Annotated in this window: 13 protein-coding genes and 1 riboswitch; of the genes, 8 read left to right on the top strand and 5 right to left on the bottom strand. The window is 51.2% G+C overall.

The window, feature by feature from the left end:
- Window positions 1-43 precede the first annotated feature (43 nt).
- A complete protein-coding gene (locus Q397_RS0111750) occupies window positions 44-679 on the top strand; it encodes a substrate-binding periplasmic protein (protein WP_028879591.1) in 636 nt (211 codons plus the stop codon).
- Window positions 680-683: 4 nt separating this feature from the next.
- Here Q397_RS0111750 and ccmB read toward each other — a convergent pair whose 3' ends face one another.
- The 4 genes from ccmB to thiC form a co-directional block, all read right to left on the bottom strand.
- On the bottom strand, window positions 684-1,349 hold the full coding sequence (ccmB, locus tag Q397_RS0111745; RefSeq protein WP_028879590.1) for a heme exporter protein CcmB: 666 nt from the start codon (window positions 1,347-1,349) through the stop codon (window positions 684-686).
- A gap of 2 nt (window positions 1,350-1,351) precedes the next feature.
- Complete coding sequence (ccmA, locus tag Q397_RS22220) at window positions 1,352-2,023, bottom strand: heme ABC exporter ATP-binding protein CcmA (RefSeq protein ID WP_051609953.1); 672 nt, start codon at window positions 2,021-2,023, stop codon at window positions 1,352-1,354.
- Between the two features lie 309 nt (window positions 2,024-2,332).
- Window positions 2,333-3,049 carry a substrate-binding periplasmic protein gene (locus Q397_RS0111735; RefSeq protein WP_028879589.1) on the bottom strand — a complete coding sequence of 239 codons (717 nt, stop codon included), beginning with the start codon at window positions 3,047-3,049 and terminating at the stop codon, window positions 2,333-2,335.
- 117 nt (window positions 3,050-3,166) lie between these two features.
- Complete coding sequence (gene thiC / locus Q397_RS0111730; RefSeq protein WP_028879588.1) at window positions 3,167-4,957, bottom strand: phosphomethylpyrimidine synthase ThiC; 1,791 nt, start codon at window positions 4,955-4,957, stop codon at window positions 3,167-3,169.
- 57 nt (window positions 4,958-5,014) lie between these two features.
- Window positions 5,015-5,125: riboswitch (TPP riboswitch) on the bottom strand.
- A 105-nt stretch (window positions 5,126-5,230) separates the two neighbouring features.
- On the opposite strand from thiC, the gene Q397_RS0111725 reads away from it, so the two are divergent.
- Window positions 5,231-6,241 (top strand): class 1 fructose-bisphosphatase, encoded by a 1,011-nt coding sequence (locus Q397_RS0111725; RefSeq protein ID WP_028879587.1) that lies wholly within the window; start codon window positions 5,231-5,233, stop codon window positions 6,239-6,241.
- Window positions 6,242-6,398: 157 nt separating this feature from the next.
- The gene (locus Q397_RS0111720) at window positions 6,399-6,641 is read left to right on the top strand and encodes a hypothetical protein (protein ID WP_028879586.1); all 243 of its coding nucleotides are present in this window, start codon (window positions 6,399-6,401) and stop codon (window positions 6,639-6,641) included.
- Window positions 6,642-6,697: 56 nt separating this feature from the next.
- Here the strand turns inward: Q397_RS0111720 and lepA are convergent, their stop codons facing one another.
- Window positions 6,698-8,500 (bottom strand): translation elongation factor 4, encoded by a 1,803-nt coding sequence (gene lepA, locus Q397_RS0111715; protein WP_028879585.1) that lies wholly within the window; start codon window positions 8,498-8,500, stop codon window positions 6,698-6,700.
- Between the two features lie 331 nt (window positions 8,501-8,831).
- On the opposite strand from lepA, the gene Q397_RS0111710 reads away from it, so the two are divergent.
- From Q397_RS0111710 to sucD, 5 genes are all read left to right on the top strand, one after another.
- Entirely contained in the window at window positions 8,832-10,271 is a 1,440-nt protein-coding gene (locus Q397_RS0111710; protein ID WP_051609952.1) for a methyl-accepting chemotaxis protein, read from the top strand.
- A 98-nt stretch (window positions 10,272-10,369) separates the two neighbouring features.
- Window positions 10,370-11,491 carry a cell division protein ZapE gene (gene zapE / locus Q397_RS0111705; RefSeq protein WP_028879583.1) on the top strand — a complete coding sequence of 374 codons (1,122 nt, stop codon included), beginning with the start codon at window positions 10,370-10,372 and terminating at the stop codon, window positions 11,489-11,491.
- Between the two features lie 410 nt (window positions 11,492-11,901).
- Window positions 11,902-12,861, top strand: coding sequence for a malate dehydrogenase (gene mdh / locus Q397_RS0111700; RefSeq protein ID WP_028879582.1), 960 nt, complete (start codon window positions 11,902-11,904; stop codon window positions 12,859-12,861).
- A gap of 104 nt (window positions 12,862-12,965) precedes the next feature.
- Entirely contained in the window at window positions 12,966-14,165 is a 1,200-nt protein-coding gene (gene sucC / locus Q397_RS0111695) for an ADP-forming succinate--CoA ligase subunit beta (protein WP_028879581.1), read from the top strand.
- A 1-nt stretch (window position 14,166) separates the two neighbouring features.
- Window positions 14,167-15,039 (top strand): succinate--CoA ligase subunit alpha, encoded by an 873-nt coding sequence (sucD, locus tag Q397_RS0111690; protein WP_028879580.1) that lies wholly within the window; start codon window positions 14,167-14,169, stop codon window positions 15,037-15,039.
- The last annotated feature ends 94 nt before the right edge of the window (window positions 15,040-15,133 follow it).

The following is a 15,133-nucleotide window of genomic DNA, read 5'->3' as shown; positions in this document are numbered from 1 at the left end:
TATCTATAATCGAAGGCCGGGAAAGATAAGCTAAGGGGCTGCTATGAAAAGCATATGGGCAATGCTTTGTGCTTCGCTTTTGCTTCCTAATCCGTCTTTCGGGAGTGAAAAGCCGATTAAAGTTGCGCTTTCTTATGAAATGCTCAACGGCTTGACAGAAGAAGCGCAATGTCTGGAACGTGTCGAGAGCGTTTTGGATGACTTACAGATCGAAGATGTGCCTTGGTTGCGGATTATGTTGAATCTGGAACATGGTAAGTCTGATCTTACGCCCTGTGTGTTTAAAACGCCCAAACGCGAAGATTACATCGATTTTATTGGCCCGATTGCCGATCTTCACATCGTGATGGTCTCTCCTGACACTAAAGGCTACGAACTGGAAGATATCGGCGAATTGCGCGGTATTTTCCTACGCGGCACGTCTTTAATTAAAGAATATACTACCCCGGTGATGAAAGTGTCAGAGGCCAATGGGATTGATAACCTCTTGAAGTTTCTCAAAAGCGGGCGTGCCGATTATTCTTTGATGCCGGGAAATTTTGTGAAAAACCGTAACACGGATGGGTTGGAGGTTAAAACGATCAAGACGATCCCGCTCTACATCGGTATCAGTAAAAAATCACCGCGCCGATTTGAGCTTTTGCATCTGTTTAAAGACCGTTTTAACGCAACACACTAACTTTCTATTCCACCGATTGCCGCACCGCAGCCGCAGCCGCAAACGGACAGAAGGCAAGACAGGCAAACAGGATACCGGACAGGATCAGGATTTGGGATTTAACGGCAAATCCACCGATGGCGGCTTCCACCAGTCCGACCCCGAAAATCAGCACAGGCACAAATAAAGGCAGGACCAACAGGGAAATGAGCACCCCACCGCGTCTGGATCCTAGCACAAGGGCAGCCCCAATCGCGCCGATCAGGCTAAGTGCGGGCGTACCGAGCAAAAGGGCCAGCATCAGCATGCTAAACCCATCGCTGCTCATATTCATGAGGACGGCGAGTAAAGGGGAGGCAATGATCAAGGGTAGGCCGGTTGTCAGCCAATGGGCCGTAATTTTACCAAGAACCACGATTTCCAGCGGCACAGGACTGAGGGTGAGTAGTTCGAGGGAGCCATCTTCATAATCGGTTTGAAACAACCGTTCCAAGGACAGCATGGAAGCAAGCAGGGCCGCAACGAAAATAACGCCAGAGGCCACACGGGCAAGGATATTGCCTTCCGGTCCGATCCCGAAAGGAAACAGCACCACGGTGAGCAAGAAAAACATGACGACCATAACGCTGTCACTGCCTTGGCGCAGCGCAAGCCGCAGGTCACGGCGCACAACAGAGATAAAACGACCCATGATTATATTCCCTCTGCCAGAAGTGAGGCGCTTTCCTGACCGCGCGCGGCTGAAAAGGCGCTGACGTCCAGAATCTCCTGATTTTTGATGTTCAGATCCGAATGGGTGGAGAGCACGACCATGCCGCCAGTGGCGCGATGGTTTTCGATGATCTCCTCCAGTTTGGCGATGGTTTCTTTGTCCAGGGCTGTGGTCGGTTCATCCAGTAACCAGACCTGTGATTTGGACGCGATGATGCGCGCCAGGTTGGCGCGGCGCTTTTGGCCGGCGGATAGGAAACGTCCGGGGACATCCATCAGGTGTCCGATGGAAAACAGGTCTAGGGCTTCTTTAAAATTGGCTTGGGCTTCTTGTGCGTCGCTGCGTAAGCCCGCCCAGAATTTCAGATTTTCTTCCACTGTTAATACAGGTTTGATGGCATCATGGTGCCCGACATAATGCAGGCGTTCGCGGTGTTCGTCCATGTCGTCCTGAACGGGGGTGGCATCCCAGCTCATCACCCCGCTTGACGGGCGCAAGAGGCCTGCCATCATGCGGAGAAGGGAAGATTTACCGGCACCGTTGCGCCCGATCAAGGTCAGGCAGCCACCGCTGGCGATATTAAAATCCAGATGAGAAAAAACCAGTCGTTCCCCGCGGATGCAAACAAGATCCTGTCCCGCAAATGTCGCCATTATGATCCCCTCAGGCGGTTAGTGCTTGTATTTAGAAAGGCCTATTAAAAACAAAACATCCTCGGGGGGCAAGTCCGAGGATGTTTTGAGAGTTCTGGCATGATCGATTCATTTAGTCCGGTCTGTGTTTTGAAGAGCGTAAGTTAGTTGAACTATAGGGGGCTATTTCGATACTTGGGTTTATCGAGAGGGGGATGCTCTTCACCGCACCAACCTTTCTATGTTGAGTATTATGGCGGCTAAATTGGGCAGCAATATGAGCAATTTTTGCCTTATTGTGCCTTAATTACATTTTTTTGATATGACACTCTAATTTTGGGTCAGCGCGGGGTGGCCTTGGCTTTTTTTAAGCTCGGCAAGGGCCGCATTAATTTGTTCTAGCGTTTTGAGCCCCTGCGTGGTGGTTTGTACCAACATGACCGCATCATAGGTAAAGACCGGATGGTCCTGATCGTACAGGATATCTTCAAAGCCGCTTTTCTTTAAGGCACTGAGGGCGGAATATTCTTCGGCCACAAAGCCGTCAATACGACCGGAATAGAGTTTTCGCACATTGAGCAGGTCGCTGTGGGTTGTCTCTAATTTCAGGTCTGCTTGGGCATACAGGCGGGCATCATACTTATAATGTTCTGTGATCCCAAGGCGCATACCTGCAGCGTCTTCCAGTGTTTTTGGGATTGGGGTGCCTTTTTTAACGAAGATAAAATCCCGTTTGGAATAGATCGGGTCCGTCAGCAGGCCGGTTTTTTTGCGGTTACCTTTGGGGAAAGGGAGCAGCAGATCGACTTCGCCTTGTTGAAAAAGATAGTGGGCGCGTTTGCCGGGATAGACTTTTACGTCAAATTCAAGACCTGAGCGTTGGGAGATATCTTTTAGGAGATCTATGAAAACACCTTGTGTCGGGCTTTCGCTCATCAGGGGGATGTGAACGGCAGCAACCTTTAGGCGTGTCCCTGCCTGACTTTCTGACAGAAAGCAGATAGACAGGGCGATCCCTAACAGTGCGATATAACCAATTCTCAACATCCGTTTATCCTAGTGTCTTTCCGGTACTATAACAAGAAACGGATTTTCTGCATACAATAGAATTCAGCCCCAAAAAAGGGGCTATCCGTAGACAGCCCCGCCAAACTCTTGGTTGCTTTACTGTGCAGCGTCGATTTTGTGATAAATTTCACCGCCTTCTTTCTGGAATTTTTCCGACATTTCTTTCATGCCCTTTTGCGCTTCTTCCTTGACCTCATGGCTGATGCGCATGGAGCAAAATTTCGGCCCGCACATGGAGCAAAAATGCGCGATCTTGGCCCCTTCAGCAGGTAAGGTTTCATCATGGAATTGCAGGGCTTTTTCGCTATCAAGGGCCAGATTGAACTGATCTTTCCAACGAAACTCGAAGCGCGCTTTGCTCATGGCGTCATCCCGCAACCGGGCACCGGGATGACCTTTGGCAAGATCGGCAGCATGCGCCGCGATCTTATAGGCCATCACGCCTTCTTTTACGTCATCGCGGTTGGGCAGACCCAAATGTTCCTTGGGGGTGACGTAACAGAGCATGGCGCACCCGTACCAACCGATCATCGCCGCCCCAATGGCAGAGGCCAGATGGTCATGCCCTGCTGCAATATCGGTGACAAGCGGGCCGAGGGTATAGAACGGGGCTTCGTCGCAGACTTCCAATTGCAGGTCCATATTCTCCTTGATTTTATGCATGGGGACATGGCCCGGCCCTTCGATGAAACATTGCACATCATGGGCCATACATTTCTTTTGCAAGACGCCAAGGGCGCGCAGTTCGGCAAATTGGGCTTCGTCATTGGCATCGGCAATGGAGCCGGGACGCAAGCCGTCGCCAAGGGAAATGGCAACGTCATACTGTTTGGCGATCTCGCAGATGTCGTCAAAGTGATCCCACAGGAAGTTTTGTTTGTGATAATGCAGGCACCATTTCGCCATGATTGACCCGCCACGCGACACAATGCCTGTCACGCGATTAACGGTCAGCGGCACATGTTCCAGCAACAGGCCGGCGTGGATGGTCCAGTAGGAGACGCCTTGTTCGGCTTGTTCAATCAGCGTGTCTTTAAAGATGTCCCATGTCAGGTCTTCCGCAATGCCCCGGCATTTTTCAAGCGCCTGATAGATCGGCACGGTCCCGATGGGGACGGGGGAGTTGCGCAAAATCCATTCGCGGATATTGTGAATGTCGGTGCCGGTGGACAGGTCCATGACCGTATCCGCCCCCCAACGGGTTGCCCAGACCATCTTATCGACTTCTTCAGCAACCGAGGAGGTGACGGCGGAGTTGCCGATATTGGCGTTGATTTTGGTCAGGAAGTTCCGCCCGATGATCATCGGCTCAATTTCCGGGTGGTTGATGTTGACGGGCAGAACCGCCCGCCCGCGCGCGATTTCACTGCGCACAAACTCACCGGTGCACACATCGGGGATTTCAGCGCCATAGGGTTCTCCATCGCGCAAGTAGGCTTCACGGCGGCCTTCATTTTCGCGGATGGCGACATATTCCATTTCTGGCGTGACAATGCCGCGTCGTGCATAGGCAAGCTGGGTGACCGCTTCGCCTGTTTTGGATTTTAGCGGCGTTGGATTGATGTGGGGGAACGGGGTGACACCGGGGGTGTCGTCGGCAGTTTTCAGGCCGTTGTCTTCTGGTTTGACTTCGCGGCCTTGGTAGGCGGCCACGTCACCGCGCGCGGCAATCCAGCTTTCGCGCAGTTTGGGTAGGCCTTTGTTGATGTCGATCTGGGCGTTGGGGTCCGTATAGGGACCGGAGGTATCATAGGTGACCACAGGCTGTTCGCCACCTTCAAGGTGGATGCAGCGCATGGCAACGCTCAGGTCCTCAAAGGCCTCAGAGCCGAAGAAGACTTTTTCAGAACCGGGCAAAGCACCGGTGGTGATATCTAGTTTTGTCATGGGAGGATCTCCATTTGAAATACAAGTAGGAGACCCGGGAAAGGGCTTTGGGGAATATATTATTTTTCTATCCATCCCTACGCCGGTTAGACCCGGATCAGGTTCAAAGGGTTCACCGCTCGTTCGCGACATCTCAGCCCCCATTCAGAGGCACCCCTTGGAATAGCCCTAGGGTGTGCGAGTTGATTACAAAGGTCAAGCAGCATTTTCGTTGCTAATTTGGCGCCGTTTTGCTATCGACCTCCCAACGCACGTTTATTGGAGAGCACGCCCATGTCCGGTTATCGCAAAACGCTGACTCATTTTCTGATCGAAGAACAACGCCGTCGTCAGGGCGAAGGGGTCTTAACCTTGTTGTTAGCGGATGTGATGACCGCTTGTAAAACCATCTCTGATCTGGTGGATCACGGGGAACTGGCAGGCGCACTCGGCACGCACGGGACAGAAAACGTCCAAGGGGAAGTGCAGAAGAAGCTGGATGTACAATCCAACGAACTGTTCAAGTTCTGTAACACCATCGGTGGACATCTGGCGGGCATGGCATCTGAGGAAGAAGACGATATCGTCACAGTTCCGGCAGAATATAGCGGTCGTTACCTGTTGCTGTTTGATCCGCTGGATGGGTCTTCCAACATTGACGTAAACGTGTCCGTGGGGTCCATCTTCTCCATCCTGCGCTGCCCGGAAGGGATCGAGCAGCCGACAGCTGAAGACTTCCTGCAACCGGGGACTGAGCAGGTTTGCGCAGGTTACACGGTCTATGGTCCGTCCACGATGTTGGTCTTGACGACAGGTGACGGGGTCAACGGCTTTACGATGGACCGCAACGTCGGGGAATTTTTCCTGACCCATGAAAATCTGACGATCCCGGAAGAAACTAAAGAATTTGCTATCAATATGTCCAATATGCGCCACTGGGAACCACCCGTGCGCCGGTATATTGAAGAGTGTCTGGAAGGCTCGACCGGCCCGCGCGAACGTGATTTCAATATGCGTTGGGTGGCCTCAATGGTGGCGGATGTACACCGTATCATCAGTCGCGGTGGTGTCTTTATGTACCCGATGGATGACCGGATCCGTGAAAAAGGCGGCAAGCTCCGCTTGATGTATGAAGCAAACCCGATGTCTTTCATCATTGAACAGGCGGGCGGCATGTCTTCGACAGGGCGTGAGCGTATTATGGAGCTGCAGCCAAGCGAGCTGCACCAACGAGTCCCGGTCATTTTAGGGTCCAAAAAAGAAGTTGAACGAATCGTGCGTTATCACGCAGAAGAAGACGCATAAAATAGTACTCTACTTGCGAGGCTATTAAATTTAGAGGTGTTAAAATCCCCCGTTGGTTTCTGACGGGGTGATAAACTCTATTTATTGGATGGATATCTTTTCTTTATAGGTCCGTGTATCATAGGGAAAAATTGCAATAAAAGGCGATACACGGAAAATGGCGATTGGGGAAAGAGCTGCGAAAGAAGTAGCCGCTTACTTTTGCAAAAAATACGGGTGTGCAGAAGCAAAGCGTATCATATCAGCCCGATTAAGCGCTGATAAAAATCCAAATAAAACGGATTTTTGGCGTCAGGTCATGTCACAATTGACATATCTGGAAACATCACCGATATGCTGCGGGTCCGAGGAAAGCATTTTTTTGGGCGACGTGCAAAATAAGCAGCCTTTTGCATTTTAATCAGTGCAGTGGGCCGAAAAAAGAAAGGGCAGCGTGTTCGCTGCCTTTTTTTATGCTTAGTCGTCACCCATCTTAAGGGCGGCGATGAAGGCGGTCTGCGGAATTTCCACCTTACCGAATTGACGCATCTTCTTCTTACCCTTTTTCTGTTTTTCCAACAGTTTTTTCTTACGGGTAATGTCCCCGCCATAACATTTGGCGGTGACGTCTTTGCGCATGGCAGAGATGGTTTCACGCGCGATCACTTTGCCGCCGATGGCTGCTTGGATCGGAATTTTGAACAGTTGGCGTGGGATCAGGTCTTTGAGGCGCGCACACACTTGGCGACCACGTGCTTCTGACTGGGAACGGTGTGCCATAAAGGCAAGCGCGTCCACAGGTTCTGCGTTGACCAGAATGGAAATTTTAACCAGATCACCGGCACGATACTCATCCACCTCATAGTCAAAGCTGGCATATCCGCGTGAACAGGACTTGAGACGGTCATAGAAATCGAACACGATTTCGTTCAACGGCAGGCGGTAAACCGCCATCGCACGGCTGCCCACATAGGTCAAATCTATTTGCTCGCCGCGGCGATCGGTACAGAGTTGCAGCACGGGGCCAAGATATTCATCCGGCACCATGATGGTTGCTTTAATCCACGGTTCTTCAATGGTGTCGATCTTGGTCACATCCGGCATGTCAGCCGGGTTGTGCAATTTCACCATGCTGCCGTCGTTCATATGCATGTGATAGACAACGGACGGAGATGTGGTGATCAGATCGAGATCATATTCACGTTCCAGACGTTCCTGAATGATCTCAAGGTGCAACAGACCCAAGAAGCCACAACGGAAACCAAAGCCGAGGGCGGCGGAGCTTTCCGGCTCAAAATGGAAGGAAGCATCATTGAGGTGGAGTTTGCCCAACGCATCGCGCAAATCTTCAAAATCAGCCGCATCAACGGGGAAGAGACCACACCAGACCACGGGCGTAGACGGCTTAAAGCCGGACAGCGGTTTGTCAGCCGGGCGTTTGGTTTCTGTGATGGTATCCCCGACAGCGGCATCAGCCACGGATTTGATTGCGGCGGTAAAATAGCCGACCTCACCCGGATTTAGGGAGTCCAGCTTAACCATTTTAGGGGAGAAACAGCCGACTTGATCGATTTGATATTCAGCCTCTGTGTTCATGAACGTGACTTTCATGCCACGTTTTAACTGACCGTCCTTTACACGTACCAGCGTCATAACGCCCAGATACGGATCATACCAGGAATCAACGATCAGGGCTTTTAACGGGGCATCTGCATCGCCTTCCGGCGCGGGCAGGTCTGAACAGATCCGTTCTAGGACTTCGTCACAGTTCAAGCCGGTTTTGGCAGAAACAAGAACAGAATTAGAGGTGTCGATCCCGATCACATCTTCAATCTGTTGCTGGATGCGTTCCGGCTCACTGGCGGGCAGGTCAGCTTTGTTCAGCACCGTGATGATCTCGTGATCGTTTTCGATGGCTTGATATACGTTGGCAAGGGTCTGTGCTTCGACGCCTTGTGTCGAATCTACGATCAGCAAGGAGCCTTCGCACGCGGCAAGAGAACGCGAAACTTCGTAGGCAAAATCCACGTGACCGGGCGTATCCATCAGGTTGAGCTGATAGGTTTCGCCGTTTTTCGCCGTATATTTCAGGCGCACGGTCTGGGATTTGATGGTAATGCCGCGCTCGCGCTCAATGTCCATATTGTCTAGGACTTGTTCCTGCATTTCACGATCGCTCAGGCCGCCACACAAGTGGATCAGGCGGTCTGCGAGCGTTGATTTGCCGTGGTCGATATGGGCAATAATGGAGAAGTTCCGAATATGGGACAAGTCTGTCATGGATGGCATCCGGTAAAGTGATAATAGTCAATCGCGCGCGAACATATAGGGAGTCGAGGCAAAGCGCAACTGTCTCAGTAAGGGGAACCCCACAATATTAGCGGCAGGATATCTTTTCAGGATTTATCTAGGCGCGCCAAAAATCAATTTATGATTTCTTATCGTCCGTTATAGGTGTAGAGAAAACGGAAATCAGTGGCATAAAGTTATAATTGGGGGTAAAAAGGAAAGAACAATAAAACACATTTATGGTTGCAGTGCAACATGAACAGTGCAACGCGCTGATACTAAATAAAAATCAGACAGCGCGTAAGATACTAGGGAGGAAGTCTTGAAGGACGATACTGTTTCCAACGGAGCCAGTTCGCGCCCGCTTGTACATCAAAATGACGGGCAGGTCGCAGAAGTTATCCAGAAAATTGCAGTTGATGCGGGTGATATCGTAATTGAGATCGCCGATGTCGCTGGCAATATCGAAGATGTGACCGCGCGGATTAATCAGCAAACCGACAGTTTTAATCTGGTGCGAGAAGCTGCCAGTGCCATGGCGCGCGTCAAGGACGAGATCGCCGGTGCCGCACAAACGTCGTTGCAGGTGGCGGAACAGGCGAATGCGGACGTCACCCAATCGCGTGACAAAGTGGAAGTGTCGTTACACAATATCCAGACCCTTGTTGATTTTGTACGTGACATTGAAGAGCGCCTGACCGGTCTGAATGGTGCCTTGGAAGAAGTGCGCGCCGTATCGGGTTCCATTCAAAAAATCGCTTCCCAAACCAACCTGCTGGCCTTGAATGCCACCATCGAAGCGGCGCGCGCGGGCGAAGCAGGTAAAGGATTTGCGGTTGTGGCGGGGGAGGTGAAAAACCTTGCCGGACAAACCGCCAAAGCGACGGAACAGATCGACCATACCCTTGAACAGTTAGGCGCGCAGGTCGAAGGCCTGATGACAGAGAGTGTGCGCGGCGTGCAAAGTGCCGCCGAAGCACAAGCCGGAACCAAGGATATTGGCGATGCGATCCACTTGGTCGGGGAGGCTATTGCCAAGGTGGATGGTGAGTTGTTGAATATCAGTCAGGCAACCTCTGCCATTGATGGGCATGTTGACGGGGTTGTTACCCAGCTTGAAGATATGAGTGCCCGTGCGGAAGAAAACCGCGAAGACTTGAGTGGATGTAATGATCGGGTGGGGAAGCTGCGTGATTTTGGCGCGGAACTTATTCAGTTGACCAATCAGTTGGGGGTGGAGACGGTGGATAGTTTCTTCATCAATCAATTGGTTGACGGGGCGTCAAAAGTATCCACGCTGTTGGAAGAGGCGGTGGATCGTGGCGCGTTGTCCCTTGAGGACCTGTTTGATCAGGATTATATGAAAATTGATGGGACCAACCCGCCGCAATATAAGACCCGCGCGCTTGATTTTCTGGATCAGCATTTGCCGGAGATACAGGAACCCATTCAGGCGGCCCATGATAAAATCGTGTTTGCGGCCTGCGTGGATGTGAATGGATATCTGCCGGTGCATAACCTGTCGTTCTCTCATCCCCAAAAGGCGGGGGATGTTGCCTGGAATACGGCCAACTGCCGTAACCGGATGATCTTTAATGATCGTGTCGGGCTGGCGGCTGGGCGCAATGAAAAGCCATTTTTGGTGCAAGCCTATCGTCGGGATATGGGCGGGGGTAACTTTGTCATGATGAAAGATGTCTCCGCGCCCATCTTTGTGAAAGGGCGGCACTGGGGCGGGATGCGCTCCGGTTACAAGCTTTAAGCACTGTTCTTGATCTTATTTTAACCCCGCCCTTGATGCGGGGTTACTTTTTGATCTATGAATGGGGGACAGGCACATAAACAACAGGATTTTCGCATATGGTCCAAGGTCCTATGCAACGCTATCGCGAGATGCTGCAAGAGGGGGATATTAAACCCGATACGGCGCAGGAACTGGCGGTAGAGAAACTGCAACTTCTTCATAACGCCCTCAAATCGTATGAACCGACCAGCGGTGAGAAAGGCTGGCGCGCCCGTTTTGGGTTGACGCGCCGCAAGGAAACACCAACGCCGCCCCAAGGGATATATATGTATGGGGAAGTCGGGCGCGGTAAATCCATGCTCACCGACCTGTTTTTTGATAGCGCGCCGGTGGCAGCCAAGCGACGTGTCCATTTCCACGAGTTTATGCGCGAAGTGCATGACCGCCTGAAAGTCATTCGGGAAAAGAAACTCAATACCGATGGCGATCCCATTATTCCACTGGCAAATCAGTTGTCAGACGAGGCCTGGTTGCTCTGTTTTGATGAATTTCAGGTGACCAATATTGCGGATGCGATGATTTTGGGCCGCTTGTTCAAGGTTCTGTTCGACAAAGGCATTGTGGTGGTTGCAACCTCCAACCGTGTGCCGGATGATTTGTATAAAAACGGCCTGCAGCGTGATCGCTTTCTGCCTTTTATTGATATGATTAATGCCAAGCTGGATGTGATGCAACTGGCCAGCCCGACGGATTATCGTCTGGGCCGTGAAGGCGGGGAGCAAACGTACTTCTATCCGCTGGATATGGAAGCGCGCGATCAGTTGCACGCACAATTGGAAAAAATGTCCGATGGGCAGGCAAGGGAAGACTATGTGACTGTCAAGTCCCGCCGGATCGACATTCCAAAACGGTATAACCGGATTGCCTATTTTACATTTGCAGACCTCTGTGTGAAACCTTACGGCGCGAACGTCTATCTGGAACTGGCAACCCTATTTGATGTGATCTTCATTGAGGGTATTCCCCAACTTTCCCCTAAAAATCGCAATGAAGCCGAACGGTTCGTTCATTTGATTGATGCTTTGTACGAACATAAAGTGAAATTGATTTGTACCGCCGCTACCTTACCGCAGACCTTGTATCCCGAAGGCGATGGCGCGTTCGAATTTCAGCGCACGGTATCACGCCTGATGGAAATGCAATCAGAAGACTATCTCGGAGCGGAGCATCTGACCTAATCAGGGCTGCGGAATCGATAGGCGGAATTTTATTTCGCGTAGGTTTTATCTATAGATTCGCGCATGCACAAATAGGGGTCAGTGCATGCGCTTTATGCATGGTAGCACCACCGCAGGATTATGCTGCACCACAGCATTTTTGCGCGAAATATTATTAAACCCCAGACGTTCTCTGGCTTTTCGAAAATTTCAGGTACCTTAATACCGAGTTCCGCTCCGCATGGTAAGACCACTCTAGGTCAAATGCTAGGGTTTCTGCGGGGTTAAGCAATCAAGTTTTTGGAAACAAGACTTGCTCTCAAAGCGGATTCACGCTACTAACCTCGGACGGGTTTTTGGGCTTTTGTCTCATGTTCTCATGGGGTAGAGTCCAGCTTTATTTATTTAACCGGATCGAGGGAAAATTCTCCATGGCACGGAACAAGATTGCGTTAATCGGCGCTGGTAACATCGGCGGCACACTGGCTCACCTGGCAGGTTTGAAAGAATTGGGCGATGTAGTCCTTTTCGACATTGCTGACGGTATTCCGCAAGGCAAAGGTTTGGATATTGCCGAATCTTCACCTGTTGATTGTTTCAACGCATCTTTCAAAGGCACCACAGATTACAAAGATATCGAAGGTGCAGACGTAGTAATCGTAACAGCAGGTGTTCCGCGTAAGCCGGGCATGAGCCGTGACGACCTGATCGGCATCAACGCTTCTGTCATGAAGTCTGTTGGTGAAGGCATCAAGCAATATGCACCGGACGCTTTCGTTATTTGTATCACAAACCCGCTGGACGCGATGGTTTGGGCACTGCGCGAAGTATCTGGTCTGCCGCACAACAAAGTTGTCGGCATGGCTGGCGTTCTGGACTCTGCACGTTTCCGCTACTTCCTCGCTGAAGAATTCAACGTTTCTGTTGAAGATGTGACAGCGTTCGTTCTGGGCGGTCACGGCGATACAATGGTTCCGCTGGAGCGTTACTCCGCAGTTGCCGGTATCCCGGTTCCTGACCTGATCGAAATGGGTTGGACCACACGTGAGAAAATGGACGAAATCGTTCAGCGTACACGTGACGGCGGTGCAGAAATCGTTGGTCTGTTGAAGACAGGTTCTGCCTTCTACGCACCGGCTTCCTCTGCGATCCAAATGGCAGAAAGCTACCTGAAAGACCAACGTCGCCTGTTGCCTTGTGCAGCTTGGGTTGACGGTGGCAAGTACGGTCAAGACGGTATCTACGTTGGTGTTCCGACTATCATCGGTCAGAACGGCATCGAAGAAGTTGTTGAAATTAAACTCAACGACGATGAACAGGCTATGTTTGATCATTCTGTTGAAGCGGTTAAAGGTTTGATCGCTGCAACGAAAGAGCAAATGGCTAAATAAGTGGAAACGGGGCGGGGTAACTCGCCTCTGTTTCTTTCTCTAGGGAATTCAAATAATCATCCCGGAAAAGCATCGACTTTTCCAAACTTTGAGGCAAAGCAAAGATGAATATTCATGAATATCAGGCTAAGCAGCTTCTCAAAGGGTACGGCGTAAACGTACTTGAGGGCGGTGTGGCTTACACTGCTGATGAAGCTCGCGAAGCAGCGCAAAAACTTGGGGGTCCAGTTTTTGTTGTTAAATCCCAAATCCACGCAGGTGGCCGTGGTAAGGGTAAATTTAAAGAAGCATCTGCCGGTGAAGCCGGTGGCGTTCGCGTTGTAAAATCCGTTGACGAAGTTGCGAAAAACGCAGAACAAATGCTCGGCAGCACACTGGTGACTCACCAGTCTGGTCCGGAAGGTAAAGAAGTTAAGCGCGTTTACATCGAAGACGGGTGTGACATCCGTTCTGAGCTGTACCTTGCGTTCTTGATCGACCGTGCGACAGACAGCGTGACAATCATGGCCTCCACTGAAGGTGGGATGGACATTGAGGAAGTTGCTGAAAACACGCCTGAGAAAATTTTGACCGTTGCAATCGACCCGGCGACTGGCATCATGCCGTTCCACACACGTCAGGTTGCTTTTGGTCTGGGTTTGACTGGTAACCAAATCAAAGCTTGCTCCAAAATCCTTGCTGCAATGTACAAGGCATTTGTTGAGCTGGACGCGTCTATGCTGGAGATCAACCCGCTGGTTGTGACTGGTGACGACGATCTGGTTGCCCTTGATGCGAAAATGAACTTCGACTCCAACGCTCTGTATCGTCAGAAAGCCGTTGCTGAAATGCGCGACGAAGACGAAGAAGATGCAATGGAACTGGAAGCTTCCAAGCACGACCTGAACTACATCAAACTTGATGGGACAATCGGTTGTATGGTGAACGGTGCCGGTCTTGCGATGGGCACAATGGACATCATCAAATTGTACGGCGGTGAGCCTGCAAACTTCCTGGACGTTGGTGGCGGCGCGACGAAAGAGCGCGTAACTGAAGCGTTCAAGCTGATCCTGTCTGACCCGAACGTTGAAGGGATCCTCGTGAACATCTTCGGCGGTATCATGCGTTGTGACGTTATTGCTGACGGTGTTGTGGCTGCGGCCCGCGAAGTGAGCCTGAACGTTCCGCTTGTTGTTCGTCTTGAAGGCACAAACGTAGACCAAGGCAAGAAGATCTTGTCTGAATCCGGTCTGCCGATCATCACTGCTGATAACCTCGCTGATGCGGCTGAAAAAGTCGTGAAAGCCGTGAAGGAGGCTGCGTAACATGGCTGTTCTTATTAATAAAGACACGAAAGTCATCTGTCAGGGTTTCACTGGCGCACAAGGGACTTTCCACTCTGAACAAGCGATTGCTTACGGCACAAAAATGGTCGGTGGTGTCACACCGGGCAAAGGTGGCTCCAAGCACCTTGACCTGCCGGTTTTTGACACAGTTGCTGATGCCCGTGAAAAAACAGGCGCAAACGCTTCTGTAATCTACGTTCCGCCACCGTTCGCGGCGGACGCGATCCTGGAAGCGATTGATGCTGAGATCGAACTGGCTGTTTGTATCACTGAAGGCATTCCGGTTATGGACATGGTTAAAGTGAAACGCGCTTTGGCTGGTTCTAAAACACGCCTCATTGGTCCGAACTGCCCGGGTGTGATCACACCGGGTGAATGTAAAATCGGTATTATGCCGGGCCACATTCACAAACGCGGGACAGTCGGTATCGTTTCTCGTTCTGGTACACTGACATACGAAGCTGTTGCACAAACAACGGCTGCCGGTATGGGCCAGTCTACTTGTATCGGGATCGGTGGTGACCCTGTAAACGGCACCAACTTCATCGATTGCTTGGAAATGTTCCTGGCGGACGATGAAACTGAATCTATCGTTATGATCGGTGAAATCGGCGGTACTGCAGAGGAAGAAGCTTGCGAATTCCTGAAGCAGTCCAAAGTTAAGAAACCGGTTGTTGGTTTCATCGCGGGTGTCACAGCACCTCCGGGCAAACGTATGGGCCACGCTGGCGCCATCATTTCCGGCGGTCAAGGTACTGCGGACGCGAAAATGGAAGCAATGAGATCTGCGGGCATCGCTGTTGCAGACTCACCGGCTTCTATCGGTAGCACAATGGTTAAGCTGCTTGGCTAAACCATTGATGGGATGAGCAATCATCCTCATCCTGGTAATGGGAGAAAAAGCGCGGTTCACCCGCAAAACGAGGTGAACCGCGCTTCTCTAGGGA

It is taken from the genome of Terasakiella pusilla DSM 6293, assembly GCF_000688235.1.
GTDB lineage: Bacteria > Pseudomonadota > Alphaproteobacteria > Rhodospirillales > Terasakiellaceae > Terasakiella > Terasakiella pusilla.
Note: the sequence above shows the minus strand (reverse complement) of the source record. Positions and strands in the feature narration are given on the sequence as shown.

Excerpts from the sequence above, each read along its gene's own strand:
- Q397_RS0111725 (WP_028879587.1), top strand. The coding sequence starts at position 5,231 with ATGTCCGGTTATCGCAAAACGCTGACTCATTTTCTGATCGAAGAACAA.
- ccmB (WP_028879590.1), bottom strand. The coding sequence starts at position 1,349 with ATGGGTCGTTTTATCTCTGTTGTGCGCCGTGACCTGCGGCTTGCGCTG.
- Q397_RS0111735 (WP_028879589.1), bottom strand. The coding sequence starts at position 3,049 with ATGTTGAGAATTGGTTATATCGCACTGTTAGGGATCGCCCTGTCTATC.
- ccmA (WP_051609953.1), bottom strand. The coding sequence starts at position 2,023 with ATGGCGACATTTGCGGGACAGGATCTTGTTTGCATCCGCGGGGAACGA.
- thiC (WP_028879588.1), bottom strand. The coding sequence starts at position 4,957 with ATGACAAAACTAGATATCACCACCGGTGCTTTGCCCGGTTCTGAAAAA.
- Q397_RS0111720 (WP_028879586.1), top strand. The coding sequence starts at position 6,399 with ATGGCGATTGGGGAAAGAGCTGCGAAAGAAGTAGCCGCTTACTTTTGC.
- lepA (WP_028879585.1), bottom strand. The coding sequence starts at position 8,500 with ATGACAGACTTGTCCCATATTCGGAACTTCTCCATTATTGCCCATATC.
- Q397_RS0111750 (WP_028879591.1), top strand. The coding sequence starts at position 44 with ATGAAAAGCATATGGGCAATGCTTTGTGCTTCGCTTTTGCTTCCTAAT.
- zapE (WP_028879583.1), top strand. The coding sequence starts at position 10,370 with ATGGTCCAAGGTCCTATGCAACGCTATCGCGAGATGCTGCAAGAGGGG.
- mdh (WP_028879582.1), top strand. The coding sequence starts at position 11,902 with ATGGCACGGAACAAGATTGCGTTAATCGGCGCTGGTAACATCGGCGGC.
- sucC (WP_028879581.1), top strand. The coding sequence starts at position 12,966 with ATGAATATTCATGAATATCAGGCTAAGCAGCTTCTCAAAGGGTACGGC.
- sucD (WP_028879580.1), top strand. The coding sequence starts at position 14,167 with ATGGCTGTTCTTATTAATAAAGACACGAAAGTCATCTGTCAGGGTTTC.